The 20116-nt window shown below is 43.5% G+C and carries 16 protein-coding genes and 1 tRNA gene; 8 read left to right on the forward strand and 9 right to left on the reverse strand.

The genetic code is table 11. The features are described 5' to 3' along the window. Positions 1–78: 78 nt before the first annotated feature. From tpiA to ABZD21_RS12600, 3 genes are all read left to right on the forward strand, one after another. Positions 79–837 carry a triose-phosphate isomerase gene (gene tpiA, locus ABZD21_RS12590; RefSeq protein ID WP_372775372.1) on the forward strand — a complete coding sequence of 253 codons (759 nt, stop codon included), beginning with the start codon at positions 79–81 and terminating at the stop codon, positions 835–837. A 330-nt stretch (positions 838–1167) separates the two neighbouring features. Further along, positions 1168–3534 (forward strand): endopeptidase La, encoded by a 2367-nt coding sequence (gene lon / locus ABZD21_RS12595; RefSeq protein WP_372775373.1) that lies wholly within the window; start codon positions 1168–1170, stop codon positions 3532–3534. A 101-nt stretch (positions 3535–3635) separates the two neighbouring features. Continuing rightward, a tRNA-Thr gene (locus ABZD21_RS12600) sits at positions 3636–3708 on the forward strand. A 135-nt stretch (positions 3709–3843) separates the two neighbouring features. Here ABZD21_RS12600 and ABZD21_RS12605 read toward each other — a convergent pair. The 3 genes from ABZD21_RS12605 to ABZD21_RS12615 form a co-directional block, all read right to left on the reverse strand. After that, entirely contained in the window at positions 3844–4773 is a 930-nt protein-coding gene (locus ABZD21_RS12605) for a formylglycine-generating enzyme family protein (protein ID WP_372775374.1), read from the reverse strand. Positions 4774–4849: 76 nt separating this feature from the next. Then, the gene (locus tag ABZD21_RS12610) at positions 4850–6433 is read right to left on the reverse strand and encodes a sulfatase (protein WP_372775375.1); all 1584 of its coding nucleotides are present in this window, start codon (positions 6431–6433) and stop codon (positions 4850–4852) included. A 20-nt stretch (positions 6434–6453) separates the two neighbouring features. Beyond that, a complete protein-coding gene (locus ABZD21_RS12615) occupies positions 6454–9573 on the reverse strand; it encodes a DUF5060 domain-containing protein (protein ID WP_372775376.1) in 3120 nt (1039 codons plus the stop codon). Between the two features lie 401 nt (positions 9574–9974). Between ABZD21_RS12615 and ABZD21_RS12620 the strand changes: the two genes are divergently transcribed. Further along, a complete protein-coding gene (locus tag ABZD21_RS12620) occupies positions 9975–10394 on the forward strand; it encodes a hypothetical protein (protein ID WP_372775377.1) in 420 nt (139 codons plus the stop codon). Between the two features lie 33 nt (positions 10395–10427). On the opposite strand, the gene ABZD21_RS12625 is transcribed toward ABZD21_RS12620, so the two are convergent. From ABZD21_RS12625 to ABZD21_RS12650, 6 genes are all read right to left on the reverse strand, one after another. Then, positions 10428–11171, reverse strand: coding sequence for a hypothetical protein (locus ABZD21_RS12625; RefSeq protein WP_372775378.1), 744 nt, complete (start codon positions 11169–11171; stop codon positions 10428–10430). A 22-nt stretch (positions 11172–11193) separates the two neighbouring features. After that, entirely contained in the window at positions 11194–11754 is a 561-nt protein-coding gene (locus ABZD21_RS12630) for a hypothetical protein (RefSeq protein WP_372775379.1), read from the reverse strand. A gap of 39 nt (positions 11755–11793) precedes the next feature. Further along, the gene (locus tag ABZD21_RS12635; RefSeq protein ID WP_372775380.1) at positions 11794–13248 is read right to left on the reverse strand and encodes a hypothetical protein; all 1455 of its coding nucleotides are present in this window, start codon (positions 13246–13248) and stop codon (positions 11794–11796) included. A 28-nt stretch (positions 13249–13276) separates the two neighbouring features. Continuing rightward, entirely contained in the window at positions 13277–14326 is a 1050-nt protein-coding gene (locus tag ABZD21_RS12640; protein ID WP_372775381.1) for a hypothetical protein, read from the reverse strand. Positions 14327–14387: 61 nt separating this feature from the next. After that, positions 14388–15779, reverse strand: coding sequence for a hypothetical protein (locus ABZD21_RS12645; protein WP_372775382.1), 1392 nt, complete (start codon positions 15777–15779; stop codon positions 14388–14390). A 41-nt stretch (positions 15780–15820) separates the two neighbouring features. Continuing rightward, positions 15821–15886, reverse strand: a complete 66-nt coding sequence (locus ABZD21_RS12650) for a zinc-ribbon domain-containing protein (RefSeq protein ID WP_372775402.1) — start codon at positions 15884–15886, stop codon at positions 15821–15823. A gap of 691 nt (positions 15887–16577) precedes the next feature. Here ABZD21_RS12650 and ABZD21_RS12655 point away from each other — a divergent pair. The 4 genes from ABZD21_RS12655 to ABZD21_RS12670 all read left to right on the forward strand — a co-directional run bounded on the left by ABZD21_RS12655 (position 16578) and on the right by ABZD21_RS12670 (position 20112). Further along, entirely contained in the window at positions 16578–17771 is a 1194-nt protein-coding gene (locus tag ABZD21_RS12655; protein WP_372775383.1) for a M24 family metallopeptidase, read from the forward strand. A 356-nt stretch (positions 17772–18127) separates the two neighbouring features. Beyond that, positions 18128–19144: a zinc-binding alcohol dehydrogenase family protein gene (locus tag ABZD21_RS12660; RefSeq protein ID WP_372775384.1), complete on the forward strand. Its 1017-nt coding sequence runs from the start codon at positions 18128–18130 to the stop codon at positions 19142–19144. Positions 19145–19221: 77 nt separating this feature from the next. Further along, positions 19222–19518 carry a putative quinol monooxygenase gene (locus tag ABZD21_RS12665; protein ID WP_372775385.1) on the forward strand — a complete coding sequence of 99 codons (297 nt, stop codon included), beginning with the start codon at positions 19222–19224 and terminating at the stop codon, positions 19516–19518. 42 nt (positions 19519–19560) lie between these two features. Next, complete coding sequence (locus ABZD21_RS12670) at positions 19561–20112, forward strand: nitroreductase family protein (RefSeq protein ID WP_372775386.1); 552 nt, start codon at positions 19561–19563, stop codon at positions 20110–20112. The last annotated feature ends 4 nt before the right edge of the window (positions 20113–20116 follow it).

A 20116-nucleotide genomic window follows, 5' to 3' on the forward strand; every position in this document is an offset into this window, starting at 1 on the left:
TCGGTATCGTTACCTTTCATTAAATTTGGCGCGATAATATTCTATATCATAAATTTCTATCCACAAATCAAATAAGACATGAGAAAAAAAGTTGTTGCCGGTAACTGGAAATGTAACACAAGCCTTCAGGAAGGTGTTGAATTAGCAAAAGCAGTAAACGAACTGGTTACCACAAAAGGAGCAAAAGATGTAGTTGTCGTGCTTGGAACTCCATTTACCCATATCACCAAAGTTGTTGAAACAGTTGATGCCAGCCGTGTTGGTGTTGCTTCTCAAAACTGTGCAGCTGAGGCCAAAGGTGCTTTTACTGGCGAAATTTCTGCATCGATGGTGAAATCAACCGGAGCAGGCTACGTTATTTTAGGTCACTCTGAAAGACGTGAATACTACGGTGAAACCAGCGAAACGTTGAACAAAAAACTGGCTTTGACTTTAGAAAACGGTTTGACTCCGATTTTCTGCTGTGGCGAGCCTCTTGAAATCCGCGAAGCAGGTACTCAAAAAGAATTCGTTATCAAGCAATTGGAAGAAACTATTTTCAAACTAAGCGCTGATGAATTCAAAAAAGTAATCGTGGCTTACGAACCAATCTGGGCAATCGGTACCGGAAAAACAGCAACAACTGAGCAAGCTCAGGAAATGCACAAAGACCTTCGCGATGCAATGGCTGCCAAATTTGGACAGGACGTTGCCAACGAAATCTCTATTCTTTACGGTGGTAGCTGTAACCCTAAAAATGCCAACGAACTGTTCGCTAACCCGGACGTTGATGGCGGTCTGATCGGTGGTGCTTCATTGAAAGCCGATGACTTCCTGGCGATCATCAACGCCTACTAATCGAATATTTATTCCGATTCAAAATACGATCCCGGTTGGTTCTTCCTTCCGGGATTTTTTATTTCCAAACCAGTCGTGAGGAAGAAGTACCTCATCCTATTGAAGCTCGTAAAGCACCATTCCTTCTTTCATCCCCTTCAATCTCGCAAAAAAACTGACACTTTTTTCCCTCCGCAATTCAAAACTGACAGTCATTCCTGCCATTCCGTAAGTTTTTTCAGTTTTGGTTTTACGTTTGAAAAATGAATTGAGAAAGCTCTTTCGAAAAAAGAAAACATGTTCTAAATTGAAGAGTAAAAGCAAGTAATTAATAAAACAAAATTTGTTCCCATGGAAAACAATACCACAGGAAATGCCGGAATCGTGCTGGTGTCGGAGGTTTACCCGGATAATATTGTTGTCCTTCCTCTCGAAAACCGTCCCGTTTTCCCCGGTTTAGCACTACCACTCAGCTTTGTGAACCGCGAAATTGTAAAATCGGTTCTCTATTCCATCGAAAAGAATAATGCATTCATCGGTGTATCGTACATCAAAACGACTAATTCGACCGATTTTTTCAAATCGGAAAAGCACAAAACCGGTACGCTGTTGAAAATTTTGAAAGTCATTAATAAGAGTGACGACAACATCCAGTTTTTTGCACAAGCAATCACCCGGTTTTACTACCGAAAAGAATTAACCAGACAAGCGATTACACATTGGCAGGTGGAGTTTGAATATGATGAAAAACAACCCGTTTCGAACGAGCTAAAAGCTTACACACTAGCCATCATCAACTCAGTGAAACAGCTAATTAAGCTCAATCCCATGTTCCAGGAACAGATGAAACTGGCACTATCGCAAGTTGGTATGGAAAAGCCCGGCCTATTGATGGATTTGGTAGCTTCGTTTCTAACGGCTGATGGAGACAAACTGCAGCCACTGGTCGAAGCGGTGGATCTTTTCAAACGAAGCGACCTGTTGCTAAAATTGTTGCGAGAGGAAATTGAGCTCAACGAACTTCAGCAACATATTGAAAAGCAGATTGAAGAAAAAATATCGACTCAGCAGCGAGAGTTTTTCCTGCGCGAACAGCTCAAAATAATTAAGCAGGAATTAGGGCTGGAAAAAGACGACAAAACCAGTGAAATTGAAGTGATAGAAAAGAAGATCAAAAAGCTGGTACTGACCGACGAAGTTGCGAAAACGATTGAAGAGGAGCTCAACAAACTTCGCACTTTAGAAAATGGCTCTGCCGAATACCAGGTTTCACGAACCTACCTGAACTGGTTGACTGACCTGCCGTGGGGCGTTTTTTCGGACGATAATTACGATTTGGCGAAAGCCAGAAAGATTTTGGATGAACAACATTACGGCCTCAACGATGTCAAGCAGCGTATTCTCGAATTTGTGAGTACAATTGTGAAACGCCGGAAAGTTTCAGGATCCATCATTTGTTTGGTTGGTCCTCCTGGGGTCGGAAAAACCTCGATCGGAAAATCGATTGCCGATGCATTGGGACGGCAGTTTTTTAGGTTCTCGGTTGGCGGAATGCGCGACGAAGCTGAAATTAAAGGACATCGCCGCACCTACATCGGAGCCATGCCCGGCAAACTCATTCAATGCTTAAAACGAACCGGTGTTTCCAATCCCGTAATAATGCTCGATGAGATTGATAAAATCGGAGCCAGCTATCAGGGAGATCCGGCATCGGCTTTGCTCGAAGTACTCGATCCGGAGCAGAATAGCGACTTTCTGGACCACTATATCGATGTTCGATTCGACCTTTCCAACATCTTATTCGTTACCACAGCTAATCAGCTCGATACAATTCCACAGCCCTTGCTCGACCGCATGGAGATCATTAAACTGTCGGGGTATATCCTGAAAGAAAAAGTGGAAATAGCGAAGCGATTCCTAATCCCAAAACAGCGTAAGGAGCATGGCTTAAAAGCCAATGAGATTCAGATCACCGATACCGCGTTGGTTCAAATTGTGGATGGTTATTCGCGTGAAGCCGGCGTTCGCAGTCTGGAGAATCAGATCAAGAAAATTATGCGAATGACCACCCTACTGCAAGCGGAAAACGGAAACAGCAGAATCAATGTAAGCCAAAACAATTTGAAGGACTTCCTCGGTCACCCCATCTTCACCACCGAAGGACTGTACAAAAAGTCGATCCCCGGCGTAACATTAGGGTTGGCGTGGACAGCAATGGGGGGCGCGACTCTTTACATTGAAGCGCAAGGCATTAAAGGTAGAAGCCCTGGATTGAAGCAAACCGGACAACTGGGCAGCGTGATGCAGGAATCTGCAGAGATAGCCTACTCATACATACAAAGCATCTTGCCCGACGACAATTTCGAATTCTTTAAAAACCATTTGGTACATCTCCATGTTCCTGCCGGAGCAACTCCAAAGGATGGCCCTTCGGCTGGTGTTACGATGGCGCTGGCAATATACTCGCTGGCAATAAATCAACCCATCAAAAAAGGATTGGCCATGACCGGTGAACTGACTCTCACCGGGAAAGTGCTGCCAATCGGTGGTGTGCGCGAAAAAACAATTGCCGCCCGACGGGTAAAAGTATTTGAGTTGATTTTTCCGGACGAAAACAAGAAAGACTTTGAGGAACTACCGGACTTTTTAAAAGAAGGAATTACAGCTCATTTTGTATCCTATTTCGACGAGGTAATCAAAATTGCCTTTGCCAAATAGTAGAAACTCCGCTGTTTTTAAAAAGAAGTTTTGATCCTATTTTTCTCCTGATTTTAAGTTGAATCAATGCTCCAAACAATTAATTTTGAAGCATTGATTTTGCCTCTTTAGCTCAGCTGGTAGAGCAGCTCATTCGTAATGAGCAGGTCGTGGGTTCGAGTCCCATGAGAGGCTCGAAAACAAGAATGCCAGCCGAAATTCGGCTGGCATTCTTGTTTTCTTATAAAGTTCGATTGACCGTTTTTAATAAGTCAGGGAACGAACTACCCGGCAAGTTTATTACCACATCTTAAACGAAGCAGGAGCCCGTTATTCAGCATTCATCGCACACCTAAAACCAGTGTTAAACAAAGCTGTTTCCGCCGTGTTCGATCCTCTTGCAGTTGCTGTGAAACTATTCTCTCCGTTTTGGTCGAAGAAAAATGAGCCACCACGAATCACCTTCAATTCAGCATTTTGCGGATCGGGAGAATTACTTCCGAGATAGGGTTTGAAAGTATCCGAACACCAGTTCCATACGTTCCCTCCCATATCAGTCAGTCCACAAGGAGTTTCACCATAGTAACCAACCGGCGATGTTAAAGTGAAACCATCAGCACTCTGTTTGGCCGACGGGTCATTTCCCTGCCAAACATTGGCTTTGTATTTTCCGTCGACAACGAGCTCGTCGCCCCAACTAAACCGGCTTGCACTTTTGCCACTACAACGTGCAGCAAATTCCCATTCGGCTTCGGTTGGCAGTCGCTTCCCTGCCCATGCGGCAAAGGCTACAGCATCGTTCCAACTAACATGGGTTACCGGGTGGCTATCGTCCGCACGGGAAATATTGGCTCCCAACGGATATTCCCAATTAGCCCCCGGAGTAAGAGTCCAACCAGACGTTTCGAAATCGAAAACTCCGGAGTCGCCAAACTTATCCGCATCGGTTTGATAGCCGGTTGCCTGAATAAACCGACGAAACTCCTTCACCGTTACCGGATTCTTATCTATTTTAAATGATTTTACTTCAACCTGATGAACTGGCTGTTCCTGCTCGGTTCCGGTTGACGAGCCCATCATAAATGTTCCTCCTTCAAAATAAACCATTTCCGCATCAGTCATTAGACCGGAGCTTTCTTCCCGAGGTTCGACCTTACTTTCTTCCGTTGTATCGCTGTTCGGTTCCGCTTTTCCACCAGTTCGTGAAGTACAAGCAAACAAACCAACCGACACAATCAACATTAAGATTCTGATATTCATAATTTAAAATGATTAAAACTTTTACTACCTGCGAAATCTAAAAACGCCCAATATACGGATGTTTTTAAAACCTCGTTCAATCTACAGTCACCATACTTCCCCACCAATCATTGTTTGGCTGGTAGTCTTTTGAGAGCATTTCCAGTCGTTGCTTTTCCAAACGAGGCAGGTTTTTATCGATAATCTTCTGTTGATATAGTTGCTCGTCCTCTGGTGAATACTCGGGGTCTTTCAGCGGGAGTTCTGCGCCCGCCTGATTCAAATAATCGAACAATTCCTCCCGCAATCTGAAAACCAGTTCCGGATTTTGTTCAGAAAGATCGGTCGTTTCAGCCAGGTCATTTCTTAGATTGTACAATTCTTCGTGATCATCTTCATAATAGTGAATCAATTTCCAATCACCTTTCCGAATGATTGAACTTGGGTCACCCCCTTGATTTCCATAGTGCGGATAGTGCCAAATTAGCGAACGTTCGGCAATTTGCCCTCCCTTCAAAAGGGGCAACAAGCTAACGCCATCATTGTGCTGGATTGGTTGAAGTGGTAGTCCCGCCAATTCGAGGATTGTAGGGTAAAAATCGGTTCCCGAAACCGGAACATCACATTTCTCCCCGCCCAGATTCAACCAGGGAACAGCGATGAAATACGGCTCGCGAATACCACCTTCCCACTGGTACCCCTTTCCTCCCCGAAGTGGCGCATTGTTTGTTGAAAAAGCATCACCCGAAGTAACACCACCATTGTCGCCGGTAAAAATTACAATTGTATTTTTGTCGAGCCCCATTTCCTTCAAGGCATTCAAAACCAAGCCAACCGCATCGTCCATCGACTCTACCAGGCCGGCATACACCGGATTGTCCTGGTGCAAGCGATAAGGCAATCTTCGCTCCATTTCAAATCCAGACTCAGCAATTCCCATTTCTTCAGCTTTAGCACGGTACTTTTCCCATTTTTCGCGGGTGGTTTGCAAAGGGCCATGAACCGCGTAAAACGACAAATAAGCTAAAAACGGCTTGTCTTTGTTTTCCCGCATGAACTTAACAGTTTCGCTGGCCAGCCGCATTTCCAGGTTTTCACCATCCGGTCCATTTGTAAGATTGGGATTCTGGTAAGGTGAAAAATAACCCCCTCTTGGACTTCCGGAGTCCCAGCCACCAATATTGATATCAAACCCATGATCTTCAGGCCAGGAGCCTTGGTCGCCCAAATGCCACTTGCCGGCAAAAAAAGTTCTGTATCCCGACGATTTCAATGCTTCGGGCAGCGTAACAAAATCGGCCGACAAACGGTGCTCGTAGCCCGCAGGAAGCAATTTTGAAGACCGTCCCATCGTCCGCCATTCCTCGCCCGATTTTTCACCGATCCAATCCGTGATTCCATGCCTGGCCGGAAATTTACCGGTCAGAATGCTGGCGCGCGATGGGCTGCATACCTGGCAGGCTGCGTATCCATTTGTGAAAACCATTCCATTTTCAGCGATCTGATCGATGTTTGGAGTTTCATAGTATTTACTCCCCATACAGCTCAAATCGGTATAGCCCAAGTCGTCGGCTAATATGAACAATACATTGGGCTTTTCAATCGCCTTTTCCTTATTGCAAGACACCAAGGAAAGAGCAACTGTCGTTATCGTGAGAAACTTCAGATTGTTGTTTTTCATCTATAGTTAAGTTTTTGGAATTATTTTTTACGTACCAGAACCAGCCAGTCGTCTCCACCGGCAACAGGAGCTTTCCCCAGTTCAACTACTCCTCCACCTTTAACTTTCTTTACATTCCCAACTTGTAGCTTTCCGCCAGTAGCCGGGTTAAACCATTCGACTGTAAAATCACCCGCAACACCGGATAAATCGAGTGTAGAAGAAATCACATACGCGAGCTGAACCAAATAGATTTCGCCCGGCTTGGCCAGGCAATGTTTGTCCTTATCCATGTTGGTATTCCCGATCAGTTTATCAGCGTTTTTCATGTCCTGAAACGGAATTCCGTTGTCCGACAAAAAGTTAATGGCAATGCGACAATAATCCCACGATTTATCGCGGCTGCGGAAATCTTCCATCACCAAATCGTTCTCAGGAAGCTGGTATCCGAAGTAATACTCAACACCGGCACCACCTGCCATAATGTTGCCCCAAAGGGTTTGTTTACGTACGTCGTGGATGGTATATCCAACAGTTGTTGCATCAAACCCCTTGTAGCCCGGATCGGCGGGAACACCTTTGCCTGCCGAACCTTGCTCGTCGTTTGCCACAACCCAAGGTTTGCCGGCTACATCCGACTCAACCACCCACTTCAGTGTTTGTTTGAATACCGCGTCCCACATGTTCTGCAACGAAACGCCGGTTAGTTCCGATTTATTACCAAGCAATGGCTCATACCTTTTATCCTGCTCGTTGGGAAAAGTATGCAGGACGAGATTATGTCGGTAAGGATCATTTTCTGCAAACCAATCGGCCATGGCAATATGATTTTCTCCCGACTGCGTATTCTCTTCACCCAAATTCCAGTTGAGCGCCAACAAATAGCCGTACCGAGCTACCAATTCGCGGTAATACAAGCGGCGTTCAGGTCCCAAATCACCACCATCAAGCGCTTCCGGAACAAGTCCTTCTTTATCGTGCCCACGCACATTGTCGTCGTTTTCGGTTTCCTGAGTTTTAAAATGAAGATACATTCCTTTGGTTTGGGCAAAGTCGAACACAATTCCCCATTGATCGAGTTTTGAACAATCGTAATGCATTTTATCGTCGCGTCCAACAAATGGCCAAACATTGTCGCCATCGCCACCAGCGTTGTATGTCAGAAACGAGAAGGCATTCAATCCCTTATCCGCCAGATAATTGACAGCACCAATCAAAGCCTTTCCTTTTCCGCCTTTCCAGCTTGGATCGCCCTCCTTGTAATCCTGACGATGAGCGACTAGTTTTTTAAGTGGCACTTTAGCTTTCATTGCCACTGTATTATCAAAATCTTCGTAACCGAGCAAGGTTTCAGGAGCATCGCTACCGGCTTTATAGAAAAATTCGCCTGTTCCTTTAAACTGAAGATGGTGTTTTCCAACGTATTCCAATCGTCCCTTGGCCCGTAGGTCGCACCCTGTTTTGTCAGTCTCCCCCACTTCAAACGAACCACTGATTCCATCGTATGCAGCCAGTGTTTTCATCCATGGCATATCGGCAACCGCAACCATTGCACCTTGCAAAAAGGAGATTGAATAGTTCCACGTTCCGGTTTTGTCAGGAGAAAGGTGCGCTCTCCATTTGATTCCTTCCGAAGCACTGGTTTCCGACGCGTTTCCATCGGCCGCAAAATAAGCAGGCACCCGATAGGAAGGTGAGCCCGATTCGTGCGTAAAAGTGACCGTCATGCGGTAATCGGTGAATGGATTCGGACGTTGATCGGTTTCGGCAGCAAACGGACCATCGAGCGTAAGCGTCACCTTATGCCATTGTTTCAGTTCTCCGGAGATAACAACTTCGCCGTTCCCATTTTTACTAACCACTTCTGGCTTTTCCTCCTTTGGAGCCGATTCAGCCACACCACCTGTGGTTACCGCGTTCTGACCGACATCCTGTCTAGTCGAAAGGCTTTTCGCCAACTCCAGCACATCTTTTCCTTTGGTCATGGGCGCAAAAACAAGCCCTGCCCAACGGCCGCGACTGAATTCCTGTCCATCTTTGCTACCAACTTTCGCGATCACGGTAATTTTGTCGCCGTTCTTTAGATTGATGTTTTCCCACAAATCGTTATACTGAACACCTTCTTCAAACGAGCTTTTACTTAGCGGTACTATCAAACGGCCAACCTCTTTTTCGTTTACTAAGACCTCATACGACGATTGTCCGTCGTTTTCGCCCACCCCAACAAATACCAGGTCGTAAACTCCATCAGTCCCAGTAAACAAGCTTGTAGTTCGGGCTTCTTTACTGCGCTCAGGATTAACTGCCAGCCAGTTATTATCGAGGTAGAAATTTGTTGCTTCCACCGGAAACCGTGTTGCTTTCATGGCCACAACTCCCGGAACTATTTTCGAGAGCTGATCGAAATAAGTAAGTGCCACTTTCGGAAACCGCGCCGGCACTTCACCCGATTTTATTTTTAACTGAGGACCTTCTCCTTCAGGCCTGTAATTCTCGTCGTCAGTCAGCAAAAATTTATCCAGTTCAAAGCCATCTTCGCGCATACTAAATTGAATGTCATGAATTCCAGCCCGGTCGATATCGAGGTAGATTTCCTTCGCAACACCACAATGTTCAGCGTCCGTTCGCTGCTTGCTTTCCCATGTCCAGTCGTTCTTGCCATCGCACCACTGCATCCGTTGGCCATGCTCTGGCCATGTTCCGTCAATCCCCACATGGAGTCCGTTATCTTCCGATCCGGTTGAATGACTGCGGACCCAAACATAATAACGCCCCGGCTTATTGATGTTCACCTTGTAATGAACAACAGCCATCATTCCCGGTTCGTTTGAGAAATTTTCCGCGGCAATCAACTGATCGCTATGAGTAGCACGGGTATCCGGAAGGATTTCGATGTAAGCATTATTACTTGCCCCGGCAATATGAGCCTCGTCAGCATCGGGCTGAACTGCCGGAATACTCTTTTTATGCGTTACATACCATTGCCGTTTTTCGGTATTTGTTTGCTGGTAAAAAAACTCAGCCTCAACGGCCACCATTCCATTGGCCTCGTCGAACACCAACTGATCATTTACCAGATACATGTTTGTTTTAGCTTCCTGCGCCCAACCATTAAAAAAAGTGCAATACAGCAGTAGCAAGATCGTTAGATTCTTTTTCATTATTAATTTAGTTTGATATAGTTTCTTTTAAAATTACAGGATTTGCCGGCTCTTTTTGGGCAACAGCTCCTGTCTCTATGATTTAGCTTGTTCAAATATACATAATGCGAAAAATAATAGCGGCCAATATTGGTCAAATAATCAGGGAAATGAATTTCAAAACTAAACAACTAGCAAACAGATAATTACCCCCACATTCACTTCCCACGGTTAACCATGCGAGAAATTGTGATGAACGATTTTAGCTTTTAAAGCAAAAAACATACGGAGTTTTTGGGCTAAGCTAGTAAACAAGTAGAGATCTGTGGAGTATCTTAGCAAAAACGATATCACCAATTTTCGTTTAAAATGGAATAGACGAACCAAACCAGAACTATTGTTGCAAACGTAAAAGCCGATGCATGAAAAAGAAAGAAAAGAAATCGCTCGCTGGTAAACTTATCATTGGTGGTGCTGCCGCCCTATTTATTCTCTATGGCGTTTTTCTGAGTACCTTGTGGGTGGCGGGAACTCCAACCCAGGCAAGAGTAACCGATTTTCGCCGGGAATTGGGAGAACGAGACGAAACCATCCGTAATAAATACACCTACACGTATGCTTACGAATTTACCGCTTCAGGAAAACAATACTACGGCCATTCGAAAAAGGTACAAGGCCCCGTATTTTTAAAAACCCAGGGAAATAGTTTTGTAACGGTTCATTATTTAGGCTGCTGCCCGGCAATCAATTGTCCGACAAGTGATTTTAAGCCTTGGTATAAAGTTTTAATCTATTGGGGAGTTGCTTTTATATTGGGCTATTTCACAAAAAGAATTAACTAAGTAAACCTGATTTTCGCTGGAAATTCGTCCTTCTTATTCTTTTAAACTATTTGCCATTTTCAGTTGATTTACGAGTGGTTTTGGATCGAAATAATTCGGCACCGGAAACTTAATTTCGTGCACGTGTTTCCAGGTACGATCGGTATAATAGTAGGCCAGATGAATTCCATGAAACGGAGTTTTAATGGCTTTTATTTTTGTTAAGCCCGACATTGGGTAATCCCAGTTGTGAAAATATCCGTTGAAATATGCATACTTCTCCCCGATTAAAATTTGCTTATCTCCTTTCATATTTTTACGGTAATAGTACAGCGGAAAAAAACGTGAGGCTGCAAAAATGAACGCCACAATGGAAGCAATGATAAGTAAGAAACCGCCTCGTTCATCGGTATCGAGAAAAAACAAAAATGGGACCGTAATAACCAAAAACGAAATTGCGATGATCCACATTATGGCTTTGTTTTTATCCTTACTCTCTCTTTTCATTGTTACAGCATATTGCTTTAGCATTTCATCATCCAGTTCCAGATGAATCAACAGTTTTTTGCCGGTTTGGAGTTTATCCATTTTTTTAGCCCGGCTTCGAAAAATGATTGCTACAACCAAAAAACTGAAGGTTAAAAAGAAACACAAAAATGCCAACGCCCAAACTTCACTAAGCGGATTCCCTTCGAAAAACGGCAGAAGCATTAGAACTGCAGCTACGAGCGTACACACCATAAAAATGCGCGAAGCGGAGCGCTGTTTGTTTTTTATTCCTGAGATTCGATCGTTCATTTTATAGGATAATTTTAACTTGCTATTTTAACAAAGGACACCCGCAATTACGGCAGACTTCCTCGTCTATTTCATGTAAAAATGCGCAGGCGTTGCAAAAAATAATTGTATCGCCCGATTTATCGAATTTTTCGTACGAATTTAGCTTTGCATGATACCGCACTTTGTCGCCAATTTTATAGTAGTTATAAACCGTATCGTCGTTCTCAGACCAAATTTCGTGCACTTTCCTATTTTCGCATTTTATGAATACCGTGAACACGTAACGCTCAGCTTTTGAACCGAGTTCTCCAATGTCCTTGTATGTTTTTTTAATCTTTTTGTCGACCACAACTCCATCCCAGTCGCGGGTTGCCGATTTTGATTTCCCCGAAAAAAAGCCAATTGCGATAAACATCAAGCCAATTACCAGTCCGATTTGCAGCGCCTCTGGATTATCCATTTCATCGCTTAATGCTCCATAGAGAAAAAACCCACCAACTGCAATTACAGCAATAATCAACGAAAACTGAAATTTCCATTTTTTACTGCTTGTCAGATATCGGTCGAATGACTGGTCGTGTATTTTGTTTGAATAGGCCATTTTTAATTGGAGTAATACTGACTACTTAAACTAACGAATCTACTTTGTACCATTCCATTTCTTAAAAGGAACACCTTCGTTATAACCAAATTTTCCTGTAAATGAAGAAAAGTCAGACGTAAAGGTAAATTCAAATTTCCCATTTTTTCCGCTCCCTCTATTTTTCCAGTTTCCTGTAAGTTTGTTATCTTCTAAAGTTCCTTCTAGTTTCCCATTTCCCCCTTCATACGAGCCAACAACCCCATTCCCACTTTTAATTATTGATAGGTTTCCAAAAGTAGTCTTGTACGTACCTACTATATTATTACTGTTTCCTTGATTATTTCCATTGGAATTTTTATTGCTTGAACTTTGAGTTTGAGGTGAAGATGATTTTGTTGCAGTTCCACTTGAATACACTCCACCTGACAGCTTGTGTATTCGTCCATCATAATCCTCACGTGTCCTCACTCCGTTCCATTTTTCGTTTAGAGCCTCATCGTCATAACTCCGTTTCCCTTCAAATGCGCTATGGTCTGAATTGAATATAAATTCAAATTTCCCTTTTCCATTGGTTTGAGACCAATTACCAGTATATATACGATTTTTAATTGTGCCTCTAATTCTTCCCCCATTATAAAGGAACTCACCAAAAAGCTCATCTCCATTTGCATAAAGTATCATTTTATCAAAATCGGTTTTGAAAACGCCAAGAATTCCCTCATAGCCATGAGTGTCCGGCGAGAACACCTGGGCACCACTTCCTGATAATTTTGAAGATTCTACTTGTATGCCGGAAATTTTTTTGCCATTCCATTTACTATTTGGAGCACTGTTGTTATATCCATATTTTCCGACGAATGAAGAAAAATCAGATGAAAAGATAAATTCAAATTTTCCACTTTTATTGCTTCCGCTGTTGGTCCATGTGCCGGTAAGTATGTTACCGTTTAAAGTTCCCTGTAGCTTTCCATTTCCACTCTCATATGTCCCCGATACAGAATTACCATCTGTATTTAAAGACAGTTCGTTAAAATTAGTACTGTACCTTCCCACAATTTGGCTATTTGAAGAAAATTGCCCAGATGGTAAAACAGATGGCTTTGTGGATATAGAAGTTTGGGGAGTGCTTGTATTTGCAGAACTTGGTGGGCTGGAAATTTTGGTTCCGCTCCACTTTGAAGAGGGAGAACTATTATTGTAGCCATATTTTCCGGTGAATGATGAAAAATCAGACGAAAAGATAAATTCAAATTTTCCACTTTTATTGCTTCCGCTGTTGGTCCATGTGCCGGTAAGTATGTTACCGTTTAAAGTTCCCTGTAGCTTTCCATTTCCACTCTCATATGTCCCCGATACAAAATTGTAGTTTGCACTTAAGGTCAGATTCTTAAAGTTAGTTTTGTAAACCCCCTCAACTGTTCCCGATTGAGCGAAACGGGCTGCAAAAGCATCGCTTCTTCCGACAATCAACATCATTGTTGCCAGCAAAATACTAAGCATCATCTTTTTCATATCTGATTCAATTAATAGTAATGTAATTCTATTTCCTCCATAAATGGCTTAAGGTAAATCTCCTGCTCATGCAGGGATCCTGAGTTGCCCGAATTCGAAATTCCTCGGGTTCGATTATAACATTGTAACTCCCCTCAACCTCCTCACACTGACTTTTCGGGCCCGAGAGTTTTAACACATTTCCCGCAAGCGAATATTTGCCTTTCAACGGTTCTTCCCCGTCATTCATTTTATCTTCAAATTTCCAGGTGCCATCGTTGTAAAACGTCCAGTAGAAATAGCCGGTCTTTTCAAATCCGAATCTCCAGGTCCCCACCAAAACGTTGGCTTTAAATGCCATATTTACAGCACTTGCAAGTTGTGCACATTCGTATCCGCGCTGGGTAATGGTTGATGCCTGCGTGTATTCAAATTTCCGGCGCAGTTTATCATCCAGCTCATCGTATTTTTGCTTTTCATCATACGCTTCCCTGAGCTCTTCCTTCTGGCTTTCAACCAACTCATTTATTTTTTTTATCAGCTCCTTCGATTCGGCAAGTTGCTTAAACCGGGCAGCCAGCCCTTTGGCATCGCCGCGGGCACCTTCGTTTACACCATCGGTTATGTTCCAGTCGAAAACCGTATTCACCACATCTTTCGAAAGTTGAATGGGTGTAACACCGGGAATAAGAAATTTGATTTGTTCTTCAACCACCGAAATCTGCATGGAATTGATGATTTTGTTTTTTTGCTCCAAAGTTTGAAACTCAAGCTCTAACGACCAGTTTGATAGTTCTGAAATATTCGATTTTAGCTGTTCAAAACGTGCATCGGTTTGCTTTTTTAGCGGAATGGCATCCTCCGGAAAAGCGGGAGGCTGCCCATACTCTTTTAAAACTCTGGTGCTGTGTTCCACCATTTCGAGCCGTTGCTGATCGCTCAACGAAGGATCGTTCAGAGCCTTCTCCATTTCAGACTTTGCTTCGTTTACCCATGCCGTTTCCGATTCGTTAAGCATCTTCTGTGCAGAACCTTGTTTGTTAAACAGCAAAACGATGGATAAAATTACGAATGTGGTTAACAGGTATTTTAATTTCATTCTTTCGCTTTATTAGTATTTTCTACTGGAACAACGAGATTTAGCTTTGTTGCACGATCGTTTATTTAACCAACTTGTAATAAAAATTGGTATCAACGGTTCGTTTTCCATGTCGGGTATAGTGTCCTGTAATTGTACTGTTGTCTTCAGAGATCGTCATGCGATAAGTATAGCCCTGATCAGCACTTGTGCCATCGGTGGTTGACGGTAATACATTGAAATTCATTTGTCTGCCTTCGATTTGCCCCTCACCTTTGTAACTTTTCCACATACCGGTAGCTTCATCGGGCCAGGCAGCAATGGCAATAAAATCACTTCCGTTTTGCCAAAAATGAATTCGACCCCGATGGTCCTTACTCCCGGAGGTACTCCAGCTTCCTGCAATATTAACCGGTACACTACTTTCGACTGAACCAGCGGAAGCTGCTGAGCTTGACGATCCAATCTTTCTACCGTTCCATTTTGAAGTAGGCGTACTTTCGTTGTATCCCCATTTGCCGGTGAACGAAGAAAAATCGTCCGAGAAAACAAAAACCAACTTTCCGCGTCCGTTGCTTTGGCTCCACGTACCAACAAGTTGGTTTCCTTGCAATATGCCATCAATTTTGCCGTCCTTGAATTTGTATGTGCCGGTTACATGATTACCGGAAATGCTCAACGTCATGTCCTGAAAATCGGTTGTATAAGTTCCTGTAATCTTGTGACTGTGAGAATCACTTTTGGGTGAACTCGGCACTTTAGTCTGTGATGATGAAGTTGTTCCTGCTGAGCTTGACGATCCAATCTTTTTACCGTTCCATTTTGAAGTAGGCGTACTTTCGTTGTATCCCCATTTGCCGGTGAACGAAGAAAAATCGTCAGAGAAAACAAAAACCAACTTCCCGCGTCCGTTGCTTTGCCTCCACGTACCAACAAGTTGGTTTCCTTGCAATATGCCATCAATTTTGCCATCCTTGAATTTGTATGTGCCGGTTACATGATTACCGGAAATGCTCAGCGTCATGTCCTGAAAATCGGTTGTATAAGTTCCTGTAATCTTGTGACTGTGAGAATCACGATCATTATTATTGCCTGTGGAAGAACTCTGATCCGAATCATTGGAGCGTACAATAAAACTTGCTGAGGCGACTTCTCTCCCATTGTTGTCAGAATCATTCATCCGGAAATCATATTCCCCTTCTTTCTGAGGTGCAACAAATTGAAAAATTCCAGCTTTTTTCTTCCTTAAAAACTGATAGCTCAGGTCGTATTTATCGTTTATTGCTTCGCTGCCATGTTGTACGCTTGACGGGACGATTCCGATCCAAGCATTTTCAAAATACAATGCAGAGGCATAAAAAGTAACGTTGATTGATTCTCCCGGCTTAAATTCTGATTTATTAAGCGTTATACTCTGAGATTGAGACTGTAAGGAGACAACAAAGAATAAGAACAAATAGAATATCGGTTTCATAGCGTTTACTTTTATTGGTTTCACATTCTATCTAACAGTAACTAAAACTCAATATCACAGAAACGCGCACCCGCTAAATTTTCATTTCCACAATGTTTGCATATCACCAATGTTGGTTTCTATGCCTTAAAATCAACAACATCACTCTCCCCCATCATGTCAGCTACAAACAACTCCACTTTTGTCCGCCCTCGTAGTTTTGCCAGATTCCAATGCTCCGTGTTAGCTTCCTTCGGGAAACATGGCAGTTTGGAACTTTTACTCTGTTTGATCTTTGCGCCTATTCGAGCGGATCTCCATGCGGCCTTCCGCAAAAATGACACACTGGGTTGATTCTCCAGCCTAAAACTTCAAAAGGCAATTAAATTGGGGGTTCTTATCTTGAAGGTATCGCCATAATTCGAACAGCACCTTTCTGCAATACGCTCTAATCCATGGCTTTAAATCAGATTCATTGGCTGGTTATGAATCGTTCTAAATTAAAGATAGCGATATTTGCCAATATTTTTTTTATCCAAAGCCCAAAAACATGTCTTAATTAGACTCGTTCTATATTTCCCATCATTTACCTGGCATGAAGAGGCAAAACTTATCCGGTTAAGTCCCTAGTCGGCAGATGGAAGCCTCAACTTCCTCAATCCCTAATAGGCTCTAAAACAGAAAAGCAATTGACAGCTCGACCAAATCAAAAGGCTTGGCACTTCAACAAAAAACCGAAAACCTTAGCTTGCAAGCACCCGCTATCCGAACGCCCCACTCCAATCAGGAAAGTTTATATTTGCATTCAAAATAGAATTTATGAGCGAGAAAACACCGGCTTCGGAATTGCTTGCAAGAATGGCGACTTTTTGTCGGCTGATGAATGAGAGCAATCCGGAGTGGAAAATGGCAATGATTTTCAGCAAAATCAACCTGCTATATTTTACAGGAAGCATGTCGGAAGGGATGTTGATTGTTGAACGCGACAACGGAGCCACCTACTGGGTACGCCGCAGTTACGAACGAGCCCTGGCCGAGTCAGAATTTTCGGATCTCAGGCCAATGGAAAGCTATCGGGATGCAGCCGCGGGTTACCACCATTTACCTGCAACGGTTTATCTCGAAACTGAATTTGTGCCGCTGGCTATGTTTCAAAGGGTGCAAAAACATTTCCCTTTTCAATCATTCAAAGCACTTGATTTTCAAATTTCGATGACCCGCGCGGTGAAAAGCGACTGGGAGCTGAAGTTTTTGAAACAAGCCGGACGCATTCATCAGCGTGTATTGGAGGAGCAAGTTCCACTACTGTTGCGCGAGGGCATGAGCGAAACAGAGCTGGCAACCGAGCTGTATGCACTTATGGTAAAAGAAGGCCATCAGGGAACAGCCCGTTTTGCTATGCATGACACTGATATTGTTGTGGCTCAGTTGGGCTTTGGCGAAAACTCGCTGGTTCCAACCAATTTTGATGGCCCGGGTGGAAACCAAGGGTTGAACGCTGCTGTTCCGAGCCTTGGAAACCGAGACCGCAAACTCAGTAAAGGCGATTTGGTTTTTATTGATATGGGACTGGGAGTGAACGGCTATCACTCGGATAAAACCATGACTTACTTATTCGGCGCCAAACCATCAGCCGAAGTACAACAAATTCACAACCAATGTGTCGACATTCAATACCGGGTAGCCGATAGGCTTCGCCCCGGCAACACGCCCGAAGCGATCTACGAAAGCATTATGTCGGAACTATCGCCCGAATTCAAACAAAACTTTATGGGCTTTGGCAAACGGCAAGTAAAATTTTTGGGCCATGGAATTGGCTTAACGGTTGATGAATTACCGGTTTTGGCCAAAGGCTTTAAAATGCCGCTTCAGGAAAACATGGTTTTTGCCGTCGAACCAAAGAAAGGTATTAAAGGGTTTGGTATGGTCGGCATCGAAAACAGCTTTTTGGTAACTGCTGATGGAGGCCAAAGTATTTCCGGCAGTAATCCGGGCTTAATCGTTGTCGACTAAGCGCGAACGTAAAATCTCTCATGTGCAATCTGCACATTCATCAACATGCGCTATTATAAATAAGCAGTGCATGTTGATGCCTCTTCTTCCACGAGCCTTCTTTTTAAATGTATCTATCGGGTACATTGCCTGCCTCCCGCCCTTCATTGTACCAATATTGGCTCACCCTAACCTATAATAGGAATTAGATGGAAACAAAAGCTAACACAAAGGCAATATGCACTCTAACGCAATAAAATCTCCAATATAAATACAACTTAACCCAATTCGAATACAATCCTCCTTCATCTTGAACATCGTACATTTGTACTATCAAAAATTCAGAAACAGAATATAAAAATTACAAATACAAAAAGATGAAAGCAATTGGATACAAACAAGCCGGACCGATTACTGCGCCAAACGCACTGATCGAGTTTGAAACAGCGACTCCGCAAATTGGCGAGCGCGACCTTTTGGTTGAAGTTAAAGGCATATCGGTTAATCCGGTGGATGTAAAAATTCGGGCCATGCCTCAGTTCGAGCCCGAAGAAGGACAAACAAAAATTATCGGGTGGGATGCTGCCGGCATTGTGCGCGAAGTTGGAAACAAGGTGAGTAAATTTAAAGCTGGCGACGAAGTTTTTTATGCCGGTGAATTCACCCGTGCCGGATCGAACGCGCAGTTTCAGGCTGTTGACGAACGGATTGTTGGGTTGAAGCCAAAATCTCTCGGATTTGCTGAAGCAGCCGGGTTCCCGCTGACCTCAATTACTGCCTGGGAAATTTTATTCGACTCGTTCGCTTTGAACGAAGGCGACGGAAAAGGCGACAGCCTGCTAATTGTCGGGGCTGCCGGTGGTGTTGGTTCAATCTTAATTCAACTGGCAAAAAAGCTGACCGGCCTTACTGTAATTGCAACTGCATCGCGCCCCGACACCATCGACTGGGTAAAAAAGATGGGTGCTGACTATGTTATCAATCACCGCGAATCACTGGTTGATCAGGTTAAAAAACTAGGACTGGAACCGCGCTATGTTGCTTCTCTCAACGGAACAGAAGAGCACTTTCCGGGAATTGTTGAATTAATCAAACCCCGTGGTCATATCGCACTAATCGACGACCCACAGACATTGGATATTGCGTCAATAAAGCTGAAAGCGCTAAGTTTTAGCTGGGAATTCATGTTTGCCCGCTCCTTGTTTCAAACCGCCGACATGGAAAAGCAACATGAATTGCTAAACCGGGTATCAGCACTTATCGACGAAGGGAAACTGATTTCAACGGTTACCAAAACGTTGGGCAGCATGGGCGCCAAAACACTCAAAGAAGCCCACATTCAACAAGAAAGTGGCCGGGTTATCGGCAAAAATGTATTGAATGGCTTGTTGTAAATCGTCCAGTGTGAGGTTGATCGGTTGTCAACCTCACATCTACTATAAAAGATTTACCAATTGAAACACAAAAAATCATGAGTAACACGAAACTTACAATTACAGCACGAATTTTAGCCAAACCGGGTAAACGGGAATTGGTAAAAACAGAATTATTGAAACTAATTGACGTTACCCGCGAGGAAGAAGGATGCATCTATTACGATTTGCATCAGGACAACGAGAATGAAAACCTTTTTCTGTTTTTTGAGAACTGGGAGAATCGGCTTTTATGGCTGAAACACATAAACAACGCCAACCTCGCTGAATACAAAAAAGCAACTGAAGGTGCCGTTGACGAATTCATTGTTAATGAAATGACCCAGATCGCATAAAGAACTTTTTGACTTCATTTTAAACGAAAAAATTAAAACCCAATGGATGCAATAAAAATGATTAAAGAGCGCAGAAGCGTTCGCAAATTCAAGAACGAAAAAGTAGATCGTGAAACCATGACGGAAATTGTATCGATTAGTCGATGGGCACCTTCCTGGGGTAATTTTCAGGTGGCACGCTATACACTGGTCGACGACAGAACGCTGATCCGGAAACTCGCGACCGACGGAGTGGATGGTTTTATTTACAACGTTAACACCCTCAAAGAAGCGAAAGGCGTTGCCGTATTGAGTTTTGTAAAAGGCAAAAGCGGGAAACTCGAAGGTGATGATTATGCCACCTCTAAAGCGAATGTTTGGGAAGTTTTTGATGCCGGGATTGCCTGCCAAACATTTTGTCTGGCCGCTCATGCCAAAGGTGTTGGAACCTGCATTATGGGTGTGATTAACGATACATCAATCGCTGGGATCGTGGGACTACCCGACGATGAAACAGTTGCTGCACTGATTGTTTATGGATACGAAGACGGTGAACACGCCAACCCGACACCGCGCAAAAATGTAGATGAAATCTTACGTTTTGTTGAAGCTTAATAAA

This window comes from Mangrovibacterium sp., from assembly GCF_041596335.1.
GTDB lineage: Bacteria > Bacteroidota > Bacteroidia > Bacteroidales > Prolixibacteraceae > Mangrovibacterium.

What these genes read in the sequence shown, in the direction of transcription:
- tpiA (WP_372775372.1), top strand. Translation starts at nt 79, where the DNA reads ATGAGAAAAAAAGTTGTTGCCGGTAACTGGAAATGTAACACAAGCCTT.
- lon (WP_372775373.1), top strand. Translation starts at nt 1,168, where the DNA reads ATGGAAAACAATACCACAGGAAATGCCGGAATCGTGCTGGTGTCGGAG.
- ABZD21_RS12605 (WP_372775374.1), bottom strand. Translation starts at nt 4,773, where the DNA reads ATGAATATCAGAATCTTAATGTTGATTGTGTCGGTTGGTTTGTTTGCT.
- ABZD21_RS12610 (WP_372775375.1), bottom strand. Translation starts at nt 6,433, where the DNA reads ATGAAAAACAACAATCTGAAGTTTCTCACGATAACGACAGTTGCTCTT.
- ABZD21_RS12615 (WP_372775376.1), bottom strand. Translation starts at nt 9,573, where the DNA reads ATGAAAAAGAATCTAACGATCTTGCTACTGCTGTATTGCACTTTTTTT.
- ABZD21_RS12620 (WP_372775377.1), top strand. Translation starts at nt 9,975, where the DNA reads ATGAAAAAGAAAGAAAAGAAATCGCTCGCTGGTAAACTTATCATTGGT.
- ABZD21_RS12625 (WP_372775378.1), bottom strand. Translation starts at nt 11,171, where the DNA reads ATGAACGATCGAATCTCAGGAATAAAAAACAAACAGCGCTCCGCTTCG.
- ABZD21_RS12630 (WP_372775379.1), bottom strand. Translation starts at nt 11,754, where the DNA reads ATGGCCTATTCAAACAAAATACACGACCAGTCATTCGACCGATATCTG.
- ABZD21_RS12635 (WP_372775380.1), bottom strand. Translation starts at nt 13,248, where the DNA reads ATGAAAAAGATGATGCTTAGTATTTTGCTGGCAACAATGATGTTGATT.
- ABZD21_RS12640 (WP_372775381.1), bottom strand. Translation starts at nt 14,326, where the DNA reads ATGAAATTAAAATACCTGTTAACCACATTCGTAATTTTATCCATCGTT.
- ABZD21_RS12645 (WP_372775382.1), bottom strand. Translation starts at nt 15,779, where the DNA reads ATGAAACCGATATTCTATTTGTTCTTATTCTTTGTTGTCTCCTTACAG.
- ABZD21_RS12655 (WP_372775383.1), top strand. Translation starts at nt 16,578, where the DNA reads ATGAGCGAGAAAACACCGGCTTCGGAATTGCTTGCAAGAATGGCGACT.
- ABZD21_RS12660 (WP_372775384.1), top strand. Translation starts at nt 18,128, where the DNA reads ATGAAAGCAATTGGATACAAACAAGCCGGACCGATTACTGCGCCAAAC.
- ABZD21_RS12665 (WP_372775385.1), top strand. Translation starts at nt 19,222, where the DNA reads ATGAGTAACACGAAACTTACAATTACAGCACGAATTTTAGCCAAACCG.
- ABZD21_RS12670 (WP_372775386.1), top strand. Translation starts at nt 19,561, where the DNA reads ATGGATGCAATAAAAATGATTAAAGAGCGCAGAAGCGTTCGCAAATTC.